Here is a 20,050-nt window from a genome sequence, read left to right on the forward strand (position 1 = left end):
CGCTTTTATTTAAAATGAGATTGAATTTCGTCGATGAGTGCCTTCGCACCTTCTGGGCTAAGTACAAGCTTTCCGTTTGCTAATGCCACGTTATCATCAGAAACTTCCCCAGTAACGTAACATGCCATATTTGGTTGGTATTTTTTCAATACCACCTTATCATTGTCCACATAAATCTCTAGCGGATCTTTGATGTTAATATCCAGTGAGCGACGAAGCTCGATGGGAATGACTACACGTCCTAATTCATCAACTTTACGTACAATACCTGTAGATTTCATCGTTTCTCCTCCTTAATGGTTGATTCCATTAACTTTAACTTTCGTCATTTTTCGACAAGTTCTTAGGAATAGAATACCAACGTTGACTATTTGTGTCAATATTAATTTAAAAATTTGTTCGAAAATTTGATAATTAATGGAACCCATTGGTACACTGCGAATCATACCTTATTCCTAATTGCTATATAATTAAAATTTACCATGTGAAAGCAAGGAAGGCAATAATTAACCCGTGATTTTTCGACAAAATTCGACATTTATTTTAACTTTTTTTAAATTTGGAAGCTTTTTTGGAAAAAACCAATAGCATGCAACTAGATTTTGGATTGGCATTTTTAGAGTAAAATCGCTACAATAGTAGAATAATGAATGAATGGAAAGTCGTTTGAGGAGGAAGACGAATGGACAGTAAAAAAACGTTTTATATCACTACTCCAATTTATTATCCAAGTGGAAAATTACATATAGGACATGCATACTCAACGGTAGCCGGAGATGCAATGGCGCGCTATAAACGGATGCGAGGCTTCGATGTCATGTACTTAACCGGTACAGATGAACACGGGCAAAAGATTCAAAAAAAAGCGGAAGAAAAAGGCGTTACACCACAAGCCTATGTGGATGAAATCGTAGCCGGGATTCAAGATTTATGGAAAAAATTAAAAATCACAAATGATGATTTTATTCGAACGACAGAGGAAAGACATAAACAGGTTGTGGAACGAATTTTCGATCAGCTCGTAAAACAAGGTGATATTTACCTTGATGAATACGAAGGATGGTATTGTACTTCTTGTGAATCATTTTTTACGGAACGCCAGTTAGAGGAAGGTAGTTGTCCAGATTGTGGCGGCCCAGTTGAAAAGGTGAGGGAAGAATCCTATTTCTTTAAAGTAAGTAAATATGTCGATCGATTAATTGCCTATTATGAAGAACATCCTGAATTTATTCAACCAGAAAGTCGAAAAAATGAGATGTTGAATAATTTTTTACGCCCGGGACTAGAGGATCTTGCTGTATCTCGTACGTCATTTGAATGGGGTATTAAGGTTCCAGGAAATCCAAAGCATGTTATTTATGTGTGGATTGATGCACTCTCTAATTATATTACTGCACTAGGTTACGGCACGGAAAACGTTGAAAAATACGAAAAATATTGGCCGGCTGATGTCCATTTAATGAGTAAGGAAATTGTTCGCTTCCATACCATTTATTGGCCGATTATGCTAATGGCGCTAGATCTTCCACTTCCGAAGAAAATATTTGCTCATGGTTGGATATTAATGAAGGATGGCAAAATGTCAAAATCAAAGGGAAATGTCGTTGATCCGGTATCATTAATTGATCGCTATGGTTTGGATGCTCTCCGTTATTATTTGTTAAGAGAAGTTCCGTTTGGACATGATGGCGTGTTTACACCTGAAGGATTCGTCGAGCGTACGAATTACGATTTAGCAAATGATCTTGGAAATCTATTAAATCGTACGGTTGCTATGATTAATAAGTACTTCGATGGGAATATTCCAGCATACAAGAAAGCAGAAACAGATGTTGATGTGTCTTTAGAAGAGCTTGTTGCCGAAACGGTCGAAAAATATGAAGTAGCAATGGATAACATGGAATTTTCTGTTGCTTTATCTATACTGTGGCAGTTAATTAGCCGCACAAACAAATATATTGATGAAACAGAGCCGTGGAATTTGGCAAAGGATGAAACAAAGCAGGAACGGTTAGGAAACGTAATGGCTCATTTGGCAGATTCGCTTCGAATTGTAGGCATTATGTTAACTCCTTTCTTAACAGAATCTCCAAAAGAAATCTTCCGCCAATTAGGCATCGCGGACGAAAACTTAGTTACTTGGGCTGGGGTTACAGCGCAAGGTATTATTCCTGCAGGCACCAAGGTAGAAAAAGGAGAACCAATCTTTCCTCGTCTTGATGTAAAAGAAGAGGTAGAAATTATTAAAGCAATGATGCAAAAGCCTGTAGAAGGAAGCACTGAACAGAAAAAAGTAGAAGAAGCTAAGCCTGAGATCTCCTATGATGATTTCATGAAGCTTGATCTACGTGTAGCTCAAGTAGAAGCATGTGAAAAAATGAAGAAAGCTGATAAGTTATTAAAGTTTAAGCTTGATCTTGGCTTTGAAAAACGTCAGGTGATTTCTGGGATAGCGAAGTATTATCAACCAGAGGACCTTATTGGTAGAAAAGTGATTTGTGTTACCAATTTAAAGCCTGTGAAGCTCCGTGGAGAGTGGTCTGAAGGGATGATTTTATCTGCGGAAGATCCAGAAACGGGTAATTTATCACTTGCAGCTGTTGATGCAGCATTGCCAAATGGTTCAGTCGTAAAATAACAGAAAGGTCAGGCTCTTCGTGAGTTTGACCTTTTCTTCTGATAGTTTTAGATAGGAAACACACAATCAAAAATGAGGTGTTTGAAATGTTATTTGATACGCATGTGCATTTAAATGCGGAGCAATTTAAGGAAGATAGAGATGAAGTGATTAAACGGGCATTTGCTGCAGGAGTTACGCGCATGGCAGTGGTAGGGTTTGATCGAGAAACGATTCCGCTAGCTATTGAAATCGCCGAGCAGCATGATGCGATATACGCTGCTGTCGGATGGCATCCTGTTGATGCAATCGATATGACGGATGAAGACTTAGTTTGGCTAGAAGAGCTAACTGCTCATCCAAAGGTCGTAGCGCTTGGAGAGATGGGGTTAGACTATCATTGGGACAAGTCCCCGAAGGATATTCAAAAGCAAGTTTTTCGCAAGCAAATACAGTTAGCCAAAAAAGTGAACATGCCAATTATTATTCATAATCGGGAGGCAACAGAAGATATTATTGAGATTCTGCAAGCAGAAAATGCTGCAACAGTTGGCGGAATTATGCACTGTTATAATGACGCTGTTGACTATGTACAAGCATGTCTTGATATGAACTTCTATATTTCATTAGGCGGTCCAGTGACATTTAAAAATGCACCTCTTCCGAAAGAAGTGGCAGTGCATGTTCCATTAAATCGACTACTTATTGAAACCGATGCACCATTTTTAGCACCACATCCAAACCGTGGGAAGCGAAATGAGCCTGCTTACGTTCGACTCGTAGCAGAAAAAATAGCAGCACTACGCGGGATGAAACTTGAAGAAATTGGCAAAATAACAACTGAAAATGCTTGTACGTTGTTTCGAATCAATCGCTAGCAATTGACTATTTTTGTATAAAACTTATAAAAATTATGAAATTTGGAAAGACTGGTCCGTAAAAGTTCCAGTCTTTTTCCATTGTCTGCCAGCCTAATATTCATAATGGTTTCACAGCTTTTGTGCTAATAAAAATACCGGATTATAACAATTTGTAAACAAACTGTAATACAACCGTAAACGTAATACCTTTGACTTTGCATAATAGTGTTTATATAATCGAAATCGATTAAGGAGGCAAGAAGCATGCGAATTCTTTCAAAGCTATTGCCGGCCTCAAAGCTGAAGCTGGTTATTTCAAGTATTGGTGTGATGGCACTGGTTGCCTTTACAACCGTTGTCTTTTATGAGATGACAAAAACAGAAGTCGTCTTTGCGGATAATGGGGAAGAGCAAACTGTCCAAACACATGCGGAGACAGTAGAAGATCTACTGAAAGAAGTAGGAATTACAATAGGTGAATATGATGCCCTATCACATAGCATGGATGCTATTATAAAAGATGGCATGAAGATCGATTATGACAAAGCGAACAAAGTCATTCTAACGATCGATGGAAACAAAGAGGAATATTATACGTTGGCGGATTCTATTGAGGATTTCTTCCAAGAAAATAATCTTACTATTTCAACGCATGATGCTGTTTCTCATGAAAAAGAGGCCGCACTTAAAAATGGCATGGAAATCAATGTAACGAAAGCATTTCAGGTAACAATTAACGATGGTGGAAAAGAAAAGCAAGTATGGGCAACAGGTGGAAGTATCAAGCAATTATTAGATAATCATAATATTACATACAATGCAGACAGCAATGATAAAATTAACGTAGCGCTTGATAAAAAAGTTCAAAAGGATACGACGGTTAACATTGTTCGTGTCACAAAGGAAACAGTAGAAGAAACGGAAGCCATCCCATACGAAACAGAGAAAAAGAAGGATAGTTCATTGGAAAAAGGAAAAACACGTATCCTTTCCAAAGGTGAAGAAGGCGAACTTCTGAAGAAATTTGAAGTTACGAAGGAAAATGGTAAAGAAGTTGGAAGAAAGCTACTTGAAAAACAAGTAAAATCCGAAAGTAAAAATCGCGTTGTTGCGGTTGGTACAAAGGAGCCAAAGCCGAATTTAACTACTTTATCTAGTGATTCTTCAGGTGGTGGAAAAACATTTTATGTTACTGCTAGCGCCTTTACCGCGAAATGTAGTGGATGCTCAGGCTATACAACAACAGGACTTAACTTAAAGGCAAATCCAAATATGAAAGTGATTGCGGTTGATCCGAGTGTTATTCCTTTAGGAAAAAGAGTATGGGTAGAAGGCTATGGAGAAGCGATCGCTGGCGATACAGGCGGTTCTATCGTTGGTAAACGAATTGATGTCCATGTAGCAACCAAATCCCAAGCGTATAGCTGGGGAGTGCGAAAGGTTAAAATTAAAATTTTAAATTAACATATGAAATAGATGCTCTTACCATGATATAGTGGTAAGAGCATTATTATTTACGTGTAAATGAATAAGAAAAGAGGAATTTGCTTGAGGATTAAGGAAATAATTGTCGTAGAAGGAAAAGATGATACGGTAAAAGTAAAGCAGGCGGTAGAAGCCGATACGATTGAAACAAATGGATCGGCTATTAATAAAAAGATACTAAAACAAATACAACACGCAAAAGATAAACGTGGTGTTATTATTTTTACCGACCCTGATTATCCCGGAGAGCGAATTCGACACGTTATTGACCAAGCGATTCCAGGCTGTAAGCATGCTTTTTTAACGAAGGAAAAGGCGCGAGCAAAGCATCCCCATAATAAAAGCCTAGGAATTGAGCATGCATCACTTGATTCCATTCGTGAAGCATTGGCTGCTGTGTATGAATTAACCGATATGGAGCCTGTTTATATTAAACAGGAGGAACTGATTGCATATGGTTTGATCGGTGGCGCAGGAGCTGCAAAAAAAAGAGAAAGACTAGGTGAATTACTTCAAATCGGACATACGAATGGAAAACAACTGCTAAAGCGCCTTTCGATGTTCCAAATATCAAAGGAACAGCTTGAACAAGCAATTAGTCAACTGCTTCAGGAGGAAAAGAACGCACATGAATAAATATATTGCTACACCATCACGTACAAAAGAAATATTACAAACATACCGATTCACATTTAAAAAAAGTCTAGGCCAAAACTTTTTAGTTGATGTGAATGTATTAGAAAATATTATTAGGCACGCAGGAATCACGAAAGAAGCGGGTGCAATTGAAATTGGTCCGGGTATCGGCGCATTGACCGAACAATTAGCGATTCATGCTAAAAACGTGCTAGCCTTTGAAATTGACCAACGACTTGTACCGATATTACAGGATACGTTAAAGAATTATGACAATATCCAAATTGTGCACCAAGATATTTTAGAAGCAGATGTCGGTCAAATGATCAAAGAATACTTTCAACCAGAGCAACCTATTCATGTTGTCGCTAATTTACCATATTATATTACAACACCGATTTTAATGAAGCTTCTTCGTGATAAGCTTCCAGTCGAAAGCTTTACGGTAATGATTCAAAAGGAAGTCGCTGAACGTATGGCAGCACAGCCAAACACGAAAAGCTATGGGTCATTAACGATAGCTGTTCAGTATTATACAGAGGCTGAAGTGGTCATGCATGTACCGAAAACGGTCTTTATGCCACAGCCTAATGTAGATTCAGGTATTTTACGACTTACGGTTCGTAAAAATCCCCCAGTTTATGTTGAAAATGAAGATTACTTTTTTCAAATTGTTCAAGCGTGCTTTGCACAACGGCGAAAGACGCTCCGCAATAATTTGATGAGCTTCTTTAAAGAAACCTTCGATAAGCGTGAGATTGAACCTATATTAGAGTTGGTCAACGTAGATGGATCAAGGCGTGGAGAAACATTACAAATCGAAGAATTCGCCGCTTTAGCTAATGCGTTTTATAAAAAAGTACATGAGAAATAAATACGGAGTAAAAAAACACCTGCCTCAGGTGTTTTTTTATGCCTTTTAAGGCGGTTTATCATCCATTAGACACATATGTATAGGCGAAAGCATATCGTAGGGTAGAAGCGCCTTTTTACTCTTACAAAGGCTGTGAGGTGGATGTATGCAAACAGAATCTTATACAATAGGTGATTTAGTAACACGTCAATCGTATAACAATGATCTGCTATTTCGCGTGGAATCGATCATAAAAGAAAAAGCGATACTGCATGGAGAAGATATTCGTCTTGTCGCTGATGCACCGATAAGTGACCTTGTTCATGTAAAGAATAGAGAACTAGAAAAAAGGAAAAAAAAGCGGAAGCAGCAGGAAGAATTTTCATATCGGTTATTTCGCCAGGACTATCAACTAATGAAGGAAAAACGGGATTATCAATCAACAGACGGCTATGATCATACGCAATTTTTTCAGCTCCCTGCTCGTGTACTTCACATTGATGGAGATCCAAGCTACTTAAAGAAATGCATTGCACTATATCAACGAGTGGGACTTCAAGTTCATGGTATTCATATGAATGAGCGAGAAATGCCTTTTCAAATAGGCCCTTTATTGGAAAAAATTCAGCCAGATATTATCGTCATTACAGGACATGATTCTTTTTCTAAAAACAAAGGAGCTAAAAGTGATTTACGTGCTTATCGCCATTCAAAGTATTTTGTTGAAACGGTACGAGAAGCGAGAAAAATGACGCCACACCTTGACCAGCTGGTGATTTTTGCAGGTGCTTGCCAATCTCATTTCGAGTCACTTATTCGTGCAGGTGCTAATTTTGCAAGCTCTCCATCACGAATCAATATTCATGCACTTGATCCTGTTTATATTGCTGCAAAGATCGCTTACACCCCGTTCATGGAAAAAGTTCATGTATGGGATGCATTAAGAAATACATTAACAGGTGAAAAAGGAATGGGTGGCGTAGAAACAAGAGGTTTATTACGTACAGGAATGCCATATTTAGAGGAAACTTTAGAAGAAGGAGAATCAAACGTCATCGTGGAATAATATGAAAAAAATCGCTCGACACTTTTCGACTGAGACAATATGTACAGCATCTTCATTTGTTTTTTGAAGAATGCGGTCGGAAATCGTATTAAAAGAGACAGAGCAGCTTACCAGCAGGTGGGCTGCCACGTATCTTTTTTCAGTATGAAAAAGAAATTCGACCTGAAAGTACATATTTTGTTAACATTTGCAAACAATAATTGCGAAAAGGAAAATTTAGTCATTGACATTAAAATTAATATCTTGTTATAATATTATATTTTGTTTGACTAAAAAACAAGCTTATGTTATGATTAATTCAGTGAGGTGGAGTATAGTGGCGAAAACATTAATCGAAATTAAGCAAGGTCTTGAAGGTCAAATCGGGAAACGGCTGCGTTTAAAAGCGAATGGCGGTAGAAGGAAGACAATTGAACGATCTGGTGTTTTAGCAGAAACCTATCCTTCCGTATTTATTGTAGAATTAGACCAAGAGGAAAATGCATTCGAACGTGTTTCATACAGCTATGCAGATGTTTTAACCGAGACGGTAGAATTAAGCTTCATGGAAGAACGAACTCAACAAGTTATCGCAGAGTAGTGAACGAAACTGTTTACTACTCTTTTTAATATATTCTTTTATTTCATTTTGGAAATTATACCTCCGTCCTTTTTTGTTCTGTGAGACGAAGGAAATCAAATCATAAATTTCCTGCTTTACATACATATAACGGGTGTAGCAAATGAAAATAAACATAAGCTAAGCTTGTCGTAAGATTTCTTTACGGGAAGGGAGCTGTTCTTTCTGGCTAGACGTGGAATCATGTCAGAGCAAATGAAGGAAGAAATTGCAAAAGAGTTAGGGTTTTACGACACGGTACAAAAGGAAGGCTGGGGAGGTATAAAGGCAAGGGATGCCGGAAACCTCGTGAAAAGGGCGCTAGAAATAGCAGAAGAGAGTATGCGACAAGGCAAATCCTAAGAAGGATTTGCCTTTTTTATATAGATTCTGCTTCATGTCTTTTCCAATAATAAGAAAAATATGGTAAGTTTTTTGCTTGTGCTAGTCGCTTGGACAGGTCATATGTGTTACAATTTGTGTACTTGGAATAAGTAGGTGACGGATATGGCTCTCTTAGAAAAGGCACCGGCTAAAATCAACTTATCTTTGGATGTATTAGGAAAACGCGAGGATGGTTATCATAATGTAGAAATGGTGATGACAACAATTGATTTATCGGACCGAATAGAGCTAACAATATTAGAAGAGAATCGCATTGATGTATCGCTTTGGAGTAGATATGTACCAAATGACGAACGTAATTTAGCTTATAAAGCTGCTGAGCTGTTTAAACAAACGTATCGCATTTCAGAAGGAATTCACATTAAAATCGAAAAAAACATCCCTGTAAGTGCTGGACTTGGTGGTGGCAGTACGGATGCCGCTGCTGTACTTAGAGGAATGAACAGGCTTTTTGACTTAAATTTACCGCTATCGGAACTTGCCGCACTAGGGGCGACAATCGGTACAGATATTCCGTTTTGTGTGTATGGAAATACAGGAATAGCAACGGGGCGAGGAGAGAAAATTTCACAGCTTCCTTCTCCACCATCATGTTGGGTTGTATTGGCTAAACCAGATATAGGCGTATCAACGAAAACAATTTTTCAACAAATAAAAATGGATAATCTTATGCACCCTGTTACAGAGAAGGTTATCGAGGCATTACAAATGAATGATTTCTCCAGGTTATGTAACAGTCTAGGTAATGTGCTTGAACCATATACAATGGAATTACACCCACAAGTAAAACGGGTGAAGGAAAAAATGGAGCATGCTGGTGCAGATGGTGTGCTAATGAGTGGAAGTGGTCCTACTATTTATGGTCTCGTAGCCCAGGAAAGTAAGGCTCAAAGAATATATAATGGCATGCGGGGCTTTTGTTCAGAAGTTTATTTAGTTCGCATATTAGGTTAACCTTGCCCAAAGACATATATTAGTGGTATATTTAGTGCGATTATTCGGTTTTCGAGGTGGAAAAATGAAAAGAAGCAATCGATTAGTGTCGTTAACAAATTATTTTATAGAAAATCCTGAGGATCATCGAAGCTTAACCTACCATGCTAAGCAGTATAATGTAGGGAAAGCTTCGATTAGCGAGGATTTAGATATTATTGATACGGTTTTTCAAGACGAAGGACTCGGTTATTTACATCGAGCAGCAGGTGCTGGTGGCGGTGTTCGCTATGTACCGGAGGGATCAGAAAAAAACGGAAAGCAATTTATTAAAACGCTTTGTGAACAATTAGAGGACCCTAGTCGCATTCTCCCTGGTGGCTATCTATATATGAGTGATCTACTTGGTGAGCCGAAGACAGTGCGTGAAATCGGTAGAGTTTTTGCTTCTAAATTCATTCATCGCAATATTGATGTAGTAATGACAGTAGCAACAAAGGGTATTCCACTTGCCTATGCGGTTGCATCATTTTTGAACGTTCCAGTTGTCATTGTCAGAAGGGATCCGAAAGTTACGGAAGGATCCTCTGTCAGTATTAATTACGTGTCCGGTTCATCGAGAAAAATTCAAACAATGGTACTTCCTAAACGTGGTTTAAAAGAAGGAGCTAAAGTTTGTATTATTGATGATTTTATGAAGGCTGGTGGCACGATTAATGGCATGATAAGTCTGCTCAAAGAATTTAATGCTCGTGTGCATGGAATTGGGGTACTAGCAGAAGCCGATGATGAGGAAGAGGACCGTGTAGTAGAAGATTATATTTCCCTTGTTCGAATATCTAATGTGGATGCAAAGCGTCAGGAAATCCAAGTGCTTCCAGGCAACTATTCAATATTAAATTAATAAATGATTAAAAATCTTTCCATTATGGAGAGATTTTTTTATTTAACGTAAAACGGCTCGGTTTTGTTATGAAAATGTGACCTATCCAAATAGTTAATCAAGTATACCTACCAAATAGTCTAAAATACCCTGAAAAAATTATTCGAATGGATAAATTAAGATTTAATAATAAAAAATCGAATGATTTCTCATTATTTTGATCTATGAAAAAGGTTCTATTACAGGGATTTATGCTTATCTTTTTGTAAAAATAAAACTTTTTTTAAAATTAAGCAGGAATTATTGTAATTTTGTTGAATAATTGTATGTAAGTTCTTTTTGAAAAGGTGGTGAATCAGCATGGAAGTAACTGACGTTAGACTACGTCGTGTCAGTACGGAAGGAAGAATGCGCGCTATTGCATCCATTACACTGGATCAGGAATTCGTTGTGCATGATATCCGTGTGATCGACGGGAACAATGGTTTATTTGTAGCTATGCCATCAAAGCGGACTCCAGATGGAGAGTTCCGAGATATTGCACATCCGATTAATTCTAGTACGCGTGGAAAAATTCAAGACGCTGTATTAGAAGAATATCACCGTGCGGGTGAAGAGGAAGTTGAGTACGAAGAAGCTGGGGCTTCATAAATAAACGATTATACAACAAGAGGACTAATCTTACGGATTAGCCTTCTTTTTTTATTTCTGTATAAAGAGTATTCACTTATCCCCTATTTTAAGATGTAAAAGTGAGCTGATTGACTCATAATAGCACCATGCTGTATTTAATACGAGCTAGTAGAAAATATATGATATTTGCACTAGGAATTGTTTCCTCTCAAAATAAATCCTCCTATCTTAATACCTAAAAATAACGTCTACGTAATCTTTTTTCCAAACATTTACAAGCAAGAAACCATCAGCCCATAGCCTGTTTATGTTGAAATGAGCGGCTTTTTAAGATATAGTCTAAATGGATAAAAAGAAGTATGGACACCCTTAGGAATGGAGGTTTCCCTATGGCGAAACGTTATGCAGTCATACTTGCAGCTGGGCAAGGTACTCGAATGAAATCCAAGCTTTATAAAGTACTACATCCCGTTCTCGGTCGACCAATGGTACAGCATGTCATTGATCAAATAAAAAAAGTAAATATAAACGAGATTGTAACAGTTGTTGGCTTTGGCGCTGAAAAAGTGAAAGAAATTGTTGGTGATGATAGTGCGTTTGTATTGCAAGAGGAGCAGCTAGGTACTGGTCATGCAGTTATACAGGCGGAACAATTGCTCAAGGGTAAGCATGGTACCACACTTGTTGTATGCGGTGATACCCCATTAATAACAAGTGAAACGTTCAACAAACTTTTTGAACACCATGAAAGAGAGGGCGCAAAGGCAACGATATTGACATCGAAAGCACCTGATCCGACAGGCTATGGAAGAGTCATTCGTGATGAGAACAACGAAGTGAAACGAATTGTTGAGCATAAGGATGCGAATGAGAAAGAAAAGCAAGTGGATGAAATCAATACAGGTACATATTGTTTTGATAATCAAGCTCTTTTTCAAGCTTTACAAGAAGTGTCCAATGATAATTCACAAGGGGAATATTATTTACCTGATGTCATTGAGATTCTGAAAAATAAATCTGAAAAAGTAAGTGCTTACCTCTCACCAAACTTTGACGAGACAATTGGTGTAAATGATCGTGTTAGTCTTTCCAAAGCGGAATTAACGATGAAACGCCGAATTAACGAAAACCATATGCGTAACGGGGTTACGATCATGGATCCAGATCATACGTATATCGCTCCAGAAGTCATCATTGAACAAGATGTGGTTATTTATCCAGGAAGTATTATTAAAGGTTCTACTGTTATTAAAAGCCATGTTGAAATAGGGCCACACAGTGAAATTACCAACTGCGATATTGGAGAAGGTACGGTTTTAAAACAAAGTGTTGCTACGGATAGTAAGATCGGCGAAAGAGTAAAAATTGGACCTTTTGCACACATTCGTCCAGAAGCAATGATTGGTAATGAAGCAAAAATTGGAAACTTTGTCGAGATTAAAAAAGCCGAGCTTGGTGATAATAGCAAGGTTTCTCATCTTAGCTACATTGGCGATGCGCAAGTAGGAAGGAATGTAAATGTTGGTTGTGGTACAATAACAGTAAACTATGATGGGAAAAATAAATTTTTGACGACAATTGAAGATGATGCATTTATTGGATGTAATTCGAATTTAATTGCACCAGTTACGATAGGAAAAGGATCGTACGTTGCGGCAGGATCTACAATTACGAGGGATGTTCCAGACGATGCTTTATCAATTGCTCGGGAAAAGCAAACAAATAAAGAAGGCTACGCATCCAAATTAAACAAACGAAAAAAAGACTAACGGAGGGTATATTCTCATGGCATCTACTTACAAAGATAAATCTTTGAAAGTATTTACACTAAACTCAAATTATAAATTGGCAGAAGACATTGCAAATCACATTGGTACACCTATTGGCAAGTGTACCGTTTCTCGATTCAGTGATGGAGAAATTCAAATTAATATTGAAGAAAGCATTCGTGGCTGTGATGTCTATGTTGTTCAATCAACAAGCTCTCCAGTAAATGAGCATCTGATGGAGCTCTTGATTATGATTGATGCGCTAAAACGTGCTTCAGCTAGATCTATTAATATTGTCATGCCGTATTATGGCTATGCAAGACAGGATCGTAAAGCGCGTTCTAGAGAACCAATTACGGCGAAGCTCGTTGCGAATTTATTGGAAACTGCAGGGGCTACACGAGTGATAACACTTGATTTGCATGCACCGCAAATTCAAGGGTTCTTTGATGTTCCGATTGATCACTTGCAAGGAGTGCCAATTTTATCTGATTACTTTGAGGCAAAAAATCTTGAAGATATTGTTGTTGTATCACCAGACCATGGGGGAGTTACCCGAGCAAGAAAAATGGCGGACCGCCTAAAGGCTCCAATTGGAATCATTGACAAAAGAAGACCGCGTCCAAATGTGGCAGAAGTAATGAATATCGTTGGTAATATCGAAGGGAAGACAGCAATCCTAATCGATGATATCATTGATACAGCAGGTACGATTACCCTTGCTGCCAATGCATTAATCGAAAACGGTGCCAAAGAGGTATATGCTTGTTGCACCCATCCTGTATTATCTGGACCAGCCATTGAACGTATTGATAATTCAAAGATAAAGGAATTGGTAATTACAAATACGATTCCATTACCTGAAGAAAAAATGATCGATAAAATTACACCTTTATCTGTTGCGCCATTAATTGGAGAAGCAATTATTCGTGTGCATGAGTTACAGTCGGTCAGCATTTTGTTTGATTAAGATTGAAGAAAGCCTTTTTTCATGTTTTAAAGTTGCTAACATAGGGAAATTACTGTATTGAACCATTTTGCTGTAGCACGTTTCATGTATGAATTACGAAATTAATAATACGACTTGGAATTCCAAGTTCAAAATAATGGAGGATGATTTACATGGCACTAACATTGAAAGCAGTAAGAAGAGACGACCATACAGGTTCTGCAACAAGAAAGCTACGTGCAGAAGGAAAAGTACCTGGCGTATTATACGGAAAAGGAAAGGAAACAAGTTCTGTTGCTGTAGACGAGATTGAATTAGTTAAGCTTGTACGAAATGAAGGAAGAAATGCTATCTTCTCGTTGCAGATTGATAATGATAAATCATTTGATGTAATGCTTCATGATTATCAAGCAGATCCGCTTAAAGATTTACTCATTCATGTTGATTTTTATATTGTTGACATGAAGGAAGCGATGGATGTTGAAGTTCCGATCCGTATTGATGGGGAAGCAATTGGAGCAAAAGAAGGAGGCGTATTGCAGCAACCGTTATTTGAGTTGCTCGTACGTGCAAAACCTGCCGATATTCCAGAAGAAATAAAAGTTGATGTATCATCATTGAAAATAGGTGATGTAATTACGATTGCAGATCTAACAGCCTCGGATAAATATGAATTTTTAGAGGATGAAGATACAACGATTGTCACGATTACGGCGCCTACAACAGAAGCTGATGTTGCAGGTACTGAAGAGGAAAATGCGGAACCAGAGCTCGTTGGCACAAAACAGGAAAATAAAAACGAATAAACGGTTACACTTAATATAACAACATTTCCCTCCTTTAAGAAAGAGAAGAATGGAACGTTCTTAATAGGAGGGCTTGTTGTATTATGATTAGCCATAATTTTGATAAAAGGGAAGACATGCGCATGAAGTGTATTGTGGGATTAGGAAATCCAGGTAGAAAATATGAAGCGACAAGACATAATATTGGTTTTATGGTAGTAGATGAACTTCTTAAACGGCATCAATGGAGCTTAAACAAAGAGAAATTTAGTGGGAAATTTGCGATGGAGCAATTGCTAGATGAAAAGGTTATCTTACTTAAACCTGAAACATATATGAACCTATCTGGTGCTTCCATTCGTCCGTTATCAGATTATTTCGGAATAGCCCCACAGGATGTGGTCGTTATTTATGATGATCTTGATTTGCCACCTGGGAAAATACGATTACGGCAAAAGGGTGGACATGGCGGACATAATGGTATCCGATCGACCATCGATCACCTAGGTACGAAAGAATTTAATCGTATTCGAATTGGTATTGGCCGACCAACAACACCGATTCCTGTTGTCGATTATGTACTGGGTAAATTCACTAAAGCAGAACAGGATGAAGTAGAAGCGAGTATTCAGCTTGCTGCAGATGCTTGTGAATCATGGATGGAGCGTCCATTTCTTGAAGTGATGAATGAATTTAACAAATAAAGTCTGCATACATATAGAATAAGCTAGATGACAGTTCGTATAAAATGTTTCTTTTCGGATAAACTTGACTATAGAGAGGTTTATGCGAGGAGGCAGCATTATGGCTATTATTTATACGTGCAGACATTGCCAAGACACAGTCGGGAAGTTAGCTGAACAGTATGTAGATACATCTTTACTAGGTTGGGATTACTTGACGATAGAGGAAAAAAAAGAAATGATACATTATCATTCGAATGGAGATATTTCGATTCAAACTATTTGTGAAAGCTGTCAAGAAACGTTAGGACAGCATCCACAATATCATGAATTGGATTATTTTATACAATAAAATGAGATACAAACAGCTTTGGTGAATGGTAACCAAAGCATTTTTGCGCTTTATTTAACAAGCGTAGCATGTATCAAAGTATCGGAATAAATGACTCGAAACACGTTTCATTAAAAACCATATTCGTCGCAGATGGGTACTATGCTAGCTAGCGGTCTGTATATTTTCGTATTCGTTAACAATGGACGATTGGCAGCCGTTTATTTCTTATTGGGGGATTTTTCTATGAAAGGTATTAATCAATATTTACAATCAAAAGAAGATATTCAATCCATTCTACAAGGTGTTACAAATGGTTTGCAGGAGCAATTGGTGGCAGGATTGGCTGGTCCAGCTCGAAGCTTGCTCGTATCCATCTTGCACAAATCGAATCATCGACCTATTCTGCTTGTAACATATCAATTAACACAGGCGCAACAATTATATGAGGACCTTACTTCTCTCGTTGGAGAAGATAACGTGTATTTGTACCCTGTCAATGAACTAATTGCTTCCGAAATTTCAGTAGCTAGTCCTGAATTAAGAAGCCAACGGATTGAAGCGCTAAAAGAATGGAGTATGAGAAAAAGCGGTATATTAATCGCTCCTGTTGCAGCCTTAAAGCGTATGCTTCCGCCGAAAGCCTATTGGGAGAAATATCAGATTCACATTAAGGATGGAGAAGAAATTGATTTAGAAGCATGTCTAACTTCTTTCGTAGACATGGGTTATGTTCATGCGTCCATGGTAAATACGCCGGGAGAATTTAGTAGGCGTGGGGGAATCATTGACATTTATCCTGTAACAGAGGAGCACCCATTACGAATTGAGTTGTTTGATGATGAGGTAGACTCGATTCGTTATTTTGATGCAGATACGCAGCGTTCACTAGATAAAAAGCGAGAGGTTCTAATTGGACCGGCAACAGAGCTGCTTTTATCAGAGCAAGACCTTCTATCGGGTGCACAGCGCTTAGAGCAAGCGTTAGCAAAAACGTTAAAAACGATGGAAGCAAGTGAAGTGAAGGAAACTTTAGCTGAGACAATTTCCTATGATATCGAACGATTAAAAAGCCTAGAGCATTTTCAAGAGTTGAATAAATATATTGGTTTTCTATATGAGCGTCCTGCTAGTTTGTTAGATTATTTGCCTGCAAATGGCATTGTATTGCTAGATGAAATGAGCAGAATTCAAGAAACCGCGACTACGCTTGATACAGAAGAAGCAGAATGGTATAGCAGCTTGTTGGAGTCAGGCAAAATGGTAAAGGACAGTAGTTTTTCCTTTGATTGGATAACTACATGGTCTAAAATAGATCATCCGCGTATTTATATGTCCGTATTTTTACGGCACATTCCTAATACACAGCCACAAAATATTATTAATTTGTCATCAAGAGCAATGCAGGAATTCCATGGACAAATGCATTTGTTAAAAAATGAATTAAATCGCTGGGAGAAAGCGAATTATTCTGTCGTTGTGATTGCACCAAATGAGCAACGCGCAGAAAAGATTCAATCTATTTTCTTAGATTATGATATGGAAGCAGTCCTTGCAACAGAATTGGCGTTTCCCTTAGAGAAGCCTACTATCATAGTGGGGAATATTAGTAATGGTATTGAAATGCCAATGCATAAGCTCGTGATTATTACGGAAAATGAATTGTTCAAAAAGCGAAATAAGCGATCAAGGAAAAGGCAAAAGATATCCAATGCGGAGAGAATAAAAAGCTATCAGGAATTAAAGGTTGGCGACTATGTTGTCCATGCAAATCACGGAATTGGAAAGTATTCTGGAATTGAGACTTTAGAAGTTGCTGGAAAGCATAAGGACTATTTATTAATTAAATATTCTGGTGATGATAAGCTATTTGTCCCGATCGAACAAATTGAACTTGTGCAAAAGTTCGTTGGTTCAGAAGGAAAAGAGCCGAAGCTATATAAGCTAGGTGGTAGTGAATGGACAAAGGTTAAGCGGAAGGTTCAATCATCGGTTGAGGATATTGCGGATGAATTAATTAAACTGTATGCAGAAAGAGAAGCACAAAAAGGCTATGCTTTTAATAAAGATACGGAAATGCAACGCGAATTTGATGCGGCTTTTCCTTACCAAGAGACTGAGGATCAGCTTCGATGTATTGAGGAAATTAAACAGGATATGGAAAGAGCCCGTCCAATGGATCGGTTACTATGCGGAGATGTTGGCTATGGAAAAACAGAGGTAGCGATAAGAGCTGCATTCAAGGCTGTTGCTGACGGCAAACAGGTAGCGGTTTTAGTTCCGACCACCATTCTAGCTCAGCAGCATTATGAAACATTCCGTGAACGATTTCAAGACCATGCCATTAATATCGGCTTATTGAGTAGATTTCGTACAAGAAAACAACAAAAGGATACAATAGATGGACTCAGAAGAGGAACCGTAGATGTTGTTATTGGCACGCATCGCATATTATCGAAGGATGTTCAATACCGTGATTTAGGACTTTTAATTGTAGATGAAGAACAACGCTTTGGTGTAAAGCATAAAGAGAAGATTAAGCAACTAAAGACAAATATCGATGTACTTACACTAACTGCAACGCCGATCCCTAGAACGTTGCATATGTCCATGCTAGGAGTCCGTGATTTATCTGTTATTGAAACACCACCAGAAAATCGTTTTCCTATTCAAACCTATGTATTGGAATACAATCCGATTTTAATTCGAGAAGCGATCGAACGCGAGATGGCAAGAGGCGGGCAAGTGTTTTTCCTCTATAATCGGGTAGAGAATATTGATAAAATTGCACGTGATATAGGCATGCTTGTTGATGATGCAAAGATAGCTGTTGCCCATGGTAAGATGAATGAAACCGAATTGGAAAGTGTTATGTTTAGTTTTCTAGAAGGAGAATTTGATGTTCTTGTAAGTACGACGATTATTGAAACCGGAGTAGACATCCCTAATGTCAATACATTAATCGTTTATGATGCTGATCGCATGGGTTTAAGTCAGTTATACCAGCTAAGAGGAAGAGTAGGGCGTTCAAACAGGGTGGCGTATGCGTACTTTACGTATCAAAAGGACAAAGTGTTAACAGAAATTGCCGAAAAAAGACTGCAAGCGATAAAGGAATTTACAGAGCTAGGCTCAGGATTTAAAATTGCGATGCGTGACTTATCTATTCGGGGAGCAGGAAATTTACTCGGTTCTCAGCAGCATGGGTTTATTGATTCAGTTGGTTTCGATATGTATTCACAGATGTTAAAGGATGCAATCGATGCCCGAAAATTAGGGAAAGATATAGAAGAAGTAGAGGTTGTTGAACCAGAACTTCTGTTAAATATCGATGCATATCTTCCGGATACGTATATTCAGGATGGAAAGCAGAAGATTGATATGTATAAAGCGTTTCAAGGGTCTTCAACGCTAGAAGATCTGGAAGAACTGCAAGAAGAATTAATTGATCGATTCGGTGACTATCCAGAGGAAGTAGAGAATCTTTTAACCGTTACAAGGCTAAAAGTAATTGCTAAAAGAGAGCATGTTGAATCCATTACGGAAAAGAATGGAAAAATTGAATTGCTCCTTTCCGAAGATAGAAGTCAGCGGGTAGATGGAGCAAAGCTATTTGAAATTGCAAATGAATATGGACGAAGTATTCAATTGGGAACAGAGCATAGTAAATTAAAAATTGTTTACCAGACCTCCCGTAATAACGCATTCCAGCGGTATGATACCGTCCAGAACTTTATGGAAAAATTAGCGAAAGTAGACAGGGAATAAGGACTATTTTCCTTTTAGTGAATACTTCTTCCATTTCTACCTAATACTAAAAAAACACAACAGGTATTTTTGTCGGATAAGAATAGATAAGCCGGAAGTTGTGTAGGTATAGCGGATGTAATAAATAGTAAAGAACGGTTGTAATGTGCACAACATAGAACACCAAGAAAATTTCAGCATAAGAAAGAGAGGCTTCATGAAATGAAAGCAACAGGAATAGTACGACGTATTGATGATTTAGGAAGGGTAGTCATTCCAAAGGAAATAAGAAGGACATTGCGCATTCGTGAAGGTGATCCATTAGAAATTTTTATCGATCGTGAAGGTGAAGTAATCCTAAAAAAATATTCACCGATTAATGAGCTAGGTAATTTTGCAAAGGAATATGCAGAAGCATTATTTGATTCACTTCACTTTCCAACCTTAATATGTGATCGAGACGAAGTTATAGCAGTAGCAGGAGAATCTAAGAAGGATTATTTAAACAAGCCTATTGGATCTCATATCGAAAAAATTATCGAAAACCGATCGAATGTAGCGGAAAATGAACCAGAAAGTATTGAAATTATTCAAGGACAAACGGAAGAGCTTCATTCTTACACAATAAGTCCAATTATTGCGAATGGAGATCCAATAGGTTGTGTCATGATGTTTTCACGTGAAGGTGAGAAATTACAGGACGCAGAGAAAAAAGTAGTAGAAACGGCTGCAAGCTTTCTTGCCAAGCAAATGGAATAGTCAGAGCAATGAGATAGGACAAAAACCGATGCAAAAAATTGCAGACGGTTTTTGTCTT

Annotated in this window: 19 protein-coding genes; 18 read left to right on the plus strand and 1 reads right to left on the minus strand. The window is 38.0% G+C overall.

Annotated elements, in window-relative coordinates; genetic code table 11:
- Positions 1-5: 5 nt before the first annotated feature.
- Complete coding sequence (locus tag QBK89_RS09000) at positions 6-281, minus strand: AbrB/MazE/SpoVT family DNA-binding domain-containing protein (RefSeq protein WP_284140709.1); 276 nt, start codon at positions 279-281, stop codon at positions 6-8.
- A gap of 401 nt (positions 282-682) precedes the next feature.
- On the opposite strand from QBK89_RS09000, the gene metG reads away from it, so the two are divergent.
- The 18 genes from metG (at position 683) to spoVT (ending at position 19,992) form a co-directional block, all read left to right on the plus strand.
- Positions 683-2,638 carry a methionine--tRNA ligase gene (gene metG, locus QBK89_RS09005; protein ID WP_284140710.1) on the plus strand — a complete coding sequence of 652 codons (1,956 nt, stop codon included), beginning with the start codon at positions 683-685 and terminating at the stop codon, positions 2,636-2,638.
- Between the two features lie 86 nt (positions 2,639-2,724).
- Complete coding sequence (locus QBK89_RS09010; RefSeq protein WP_284140711.1) at positions 2,725-3,495, plus strand: TatD family hydrolase; 771 nt, start codon at positions 2,725-2,727, stop codon at positions 3,493-3,495.
- Positions 3,496-3,741: 246 nt separating this feature from the next.
- Entirely contained in the window at positions 3,742-4,941 is a 1,200-nt protein-coding gene (locus tag QBK89_RS09015) for a G5 and 3D domain-containing protein (protein ID WP_284140712.1), read from the plus strand.
- An 84-nt stretch (positions 4,942-5,025) separates the two neighbouring features.
- Positions 5,026-5,598 (plus strand): ribonuclease M5, encoded by a 573-nt coding sequence (gene rnmV / locus QBK89_RS09020; protein ID WP_284140713.1) that lies wholly within the window; start codon positions 5,026-5,028, stop codon positions 5,596-5,598.
- The gene (gene rsmA / locus QBK89_RS09025) at positions 5,591-6,472 is read left to right on the plus strand and encodes a 16S rRNA (adenine(1518)-N(6)/adenine(1519)-N(6))-dimethyltransferase RsmA (protein WP_284140714.1); all 882 of its coding nucleotides are present in this window, start codon (positions 5,591-5,593) and stop codon (positions 6,470-6,472) included. The genes rnmV and rsmA overlap by 8 nt, the downstream gene beginning before the upstream one ends.
- A gap of 145 nt (positions 6,473-6,617) precedes the next feature.
- Positions 6,618-7,517, plus strand: coding sequence for a sporulation peptidase YabG (yabG, locus tag QBK89_RS09030; RefSeq protein ID WP_284140715.1), 900 nt, complete (start codon positions 6,618-6,620; stop codon positions 7,515-7,517).
- Between the two features lie 316 nt (positions 7,518-7,833).
- Positions 7,834-8,097 carry a biofilm formation stimulator Veg gene (gene veg, locus QBK89_RS09035; RefSeq protein WP_284140716.1) on the plus strand — a complete coding sequence of 88 codons (264 nt, stop codon included), beginning with the start codon at positions 7,834-7,836 and terminating at the stop codon, positions 8,095-8,097.
- 222 nt (positions 8,098-8,319) lie between these two features.
- A complete protein-coding gene (locus QBK89_RS09040; RefSeq protein ID WP_284140717.1) occupies positions 8,320-8,478 on the plus strand; it encodes a small, acid-soluble spore protein, alpha/beta type in 159 nt (52 codons plus the stop codon).
- A 135-nt stretch (positions 8,479-8,613) separates the two neighbouring features.
- Entirely contained in the window at positions 8,614-9,474 is an 861-nt protein-coding gene (ispE, locus tag QBK89_RS09045) for a 4-(cytidine 5'-diphospho)-2-C-methyl-D-erythritol kinase (RefSeq protein ID WP_284140718.1), read from the plus strand.
- Positions 9,475-9,538: 64 nt separating this feature from the next.
- On the plus strand, positions 9,539-10,357 hold the full coding sequence (gene purR, locus QBK89_RS09050; protein WP_284140719.1) for a pur operon repressor: 819 nt from the start codon (positions 9,539-9,541) through the stop codon (positions 10,355-10,357).
- A 339-nt stretch (positions 10,358-10,696) separates the two neighbouring features.
- Positions 10,697-10,987 (plus strand): septation regulator SpoVG, encoded by a 291-nt coding sequence (gene spoVG, locus QBK89_RS09055; protein ID WP_284140720.1) that lies wholly within the window; start codon positions 10,697-10,699, stop codon positions 10,985-10,987.
- Between the two features lie 371 nt (positions 10,988-11,358).
- Positions 11,359-12,738, plus strand: a complete 1,380-nt coding sequence (gene glmU / locus QBK89_RS09060; RefSeq protein WP_284140721.1) for a bifunctional UDP-N-acetylglucosamine diphosphorylase/glucosamine-1-phosphate N-acetyltransferase GlmU — start codon at positions 11,359-11,361, stop codon at positions 12,736-12,738.
- A gap of 16 nt (positions 12,739-12,754) precedes the next feature.
- Positions 12,755-13,708, plus strand: coding sequence for a ribose-phosphate diphosphokinase (locus QBK89_RS09065; RefSeq protein WP_284140722.1), 954 nt, complete (start codon positions 12,755-12,757; stop codon positions 13,706-13,708).
- Positions 13,709-13,860: 152 nt separating this feature from the next.
- Positions 13,861-14,493, plus strand: coding sequence for a 50S ribosomal protein L25/general stress protein Ctc (locus QBK89_RS09070; RefSeq protein WP_284140723.1), 633 nt, complete (start codon positions 13,861-13,863; stop codon positions 14,491-14,493).
- Between the two features lie 122 nt (positions 14,494-14,615).
- Positions 14,616-15,176, plus strand: a complete 561-nt coding sequence (pth, locus tag QBK89_RS09075; protein WP_284140751.1) for an aminoacyl-tRNA hydrolase — start codon at positions 14,616-14,618, stop codon at positions 15,174-15,176.
- A gap of 100 nt (positions 15,177-15,276) precedes the next feature.
- Positions 15,277-15,507, plus strand: a complete 231-nt coding sequence (gene fin / locus QBK89_RS09080) for an anti-sigma-F factor Fin (protein WP_284140724.1) — start codon at positions 15,277-15,279, stop codon at positions 15,505-15,507.
- Positions 15,508-15,732: 225 nt separating this feature from the next.
- The gene (gene mfd / locus QBK89_RS09085) at positions 15,733-19,254 is read left to right on the plus strand and encodes a transcription-repair coupling factor (RefSeq protein ID WP_284140725.1); all 3,522 of its coding nucleotides are present in this window, start codon (positions 15,733-15,735) and stop codon (positions 19,252-19,254) included.
- A gap of 201 nt (positions 19,255-19,455) precedes the next feature.
- Positions 19,456-19,992, plus strand: coding sequence for a stage V sporulation protein T (spoVT, locus tag QBK89_RS09090; RefSeq protein ID WP_284140726.1), 537 nt, complete (start codon positions 19,456-19,458; stop codon positions 19,990-19,992).
- Positions 19,993-20,050: the final 58 nt, after the last annotated feature.

Origin of the sequence: Virgibacillus sp. LDC-1 (assembly GCF_030137545.1) — a bacterium.
Taxonomy (GTDB): Bacteria; Bacillota; Bacilli; order Bacillales; family Amphibacillaceae; genus LDC-1.

Excerpts from the sequence above, each read along its gene's own strand:
- pth (WP_284140751.1), top strand. The coding sequence starts at position 14,616 with ATGAAGTGTATTGTGGGATTAGGAAATCCAGGTAGAAAATATGAAGCG.
- QBK89_RS09040 (WP_284140717.1), top strand. The coding sequence starts at position 8,320 with ATGTCAGAGCAAATGAAGGAAGAAATTGCAAAAGAGTTAGGGTTTTAC.
- mfd (WP_284140725.1), top strand. The coding sequence starts at position 15,733 with ATGAAAGGTATTAATCAATATTTACAATCAAAAGAAGATATTCAATCC.
- spoVT (WP_284140726.1), top strand. The coding sequence starts at position 19,456 with ATGAAAGCAACAGGAATAGTACGACGTATTGATGATTTAGGAAGGGTA.
- QBK89_RS09070 (WP_284140723.1), top strand. The coding sequence starts at position 13,861 with ATGGCACTAACATTGAAAGCAGTAAGAAGAGACGACCATACAGGTTCT.
- yabG (WP_284140715.1), top strand. The coding sequence starts at position 6,618 with ATGCAAACAGAATCTTATACAATAGGTGATTTAGTAACACGTCAATCG.
- metG (WP_284140710.1), top strand. The coding sequence starts at position 683 with ATGGACAGTAAAAAAACGTTTTATATCACTACTCCAATTTATTATCCA.
- fin (WP_284140724.1), top strand. The coding sequence starts at position 15,277 with ATGGCTATTATTTATACGTGCAGACATTGCCAAGACACAGTCGGGAAG.
- glmU (WP_284140721.1), top strand. The coding sequence starts at position 11,359 with ATGGCGAAACGTTATGCAGTCATACTTGCAGCTGGGCAAGGTACTCGA.
- spoVG (WP_284140720.1), top strand. The coding sequence starts at position 10,697 with ATGGAAGTAACTGACGTTAGACTACGTCGTGTCAGTACGGAAGGAAGA.
- QBK89_RS09015 (WP_284140712.1), top strand. The coding sequence starts at position 3,742 with ATGCGAATTCTTTCAAAGCTATTGCCGGCCTCAAAGCTGAAGCTGGTT.
- purR (WP_284140719.1), top strand. The coding sequence starts at position 9,539 with ATGAAAAGAAGCAATCGATTAGTGTCGTTAACAAATTATTTTATAGAA.
- QBK89_RS09010 (WP_284140711.1), top strand. The coding sequence starts at position 2,725 with ATGTTATTTGATACGCATGTGCATTTAAATGCGGAGCAATTTAAGGAA.
- QBK89_RS09000 (WP_284140709.1), bottom strand. The coding sequence starts at position 281 with ATGAAATCTACAGGTATTGTACGTAAAGTTGATGAATTAGGACGTGTA.
- QBK89_RS09065 (WP_284140722.1), top strand. The coding sequence starts at position 12,755 with ATGGCATCTACTTACAAAGATAAATCTTTGAAAGTATTTACACTAAAC.
- rsmA (WP_284140714.1), top strand. The coding sequence starts at position 5,591 with ATGAATAAATATATTGCTACACCATCACGTACAAAAGAAATATTACAA.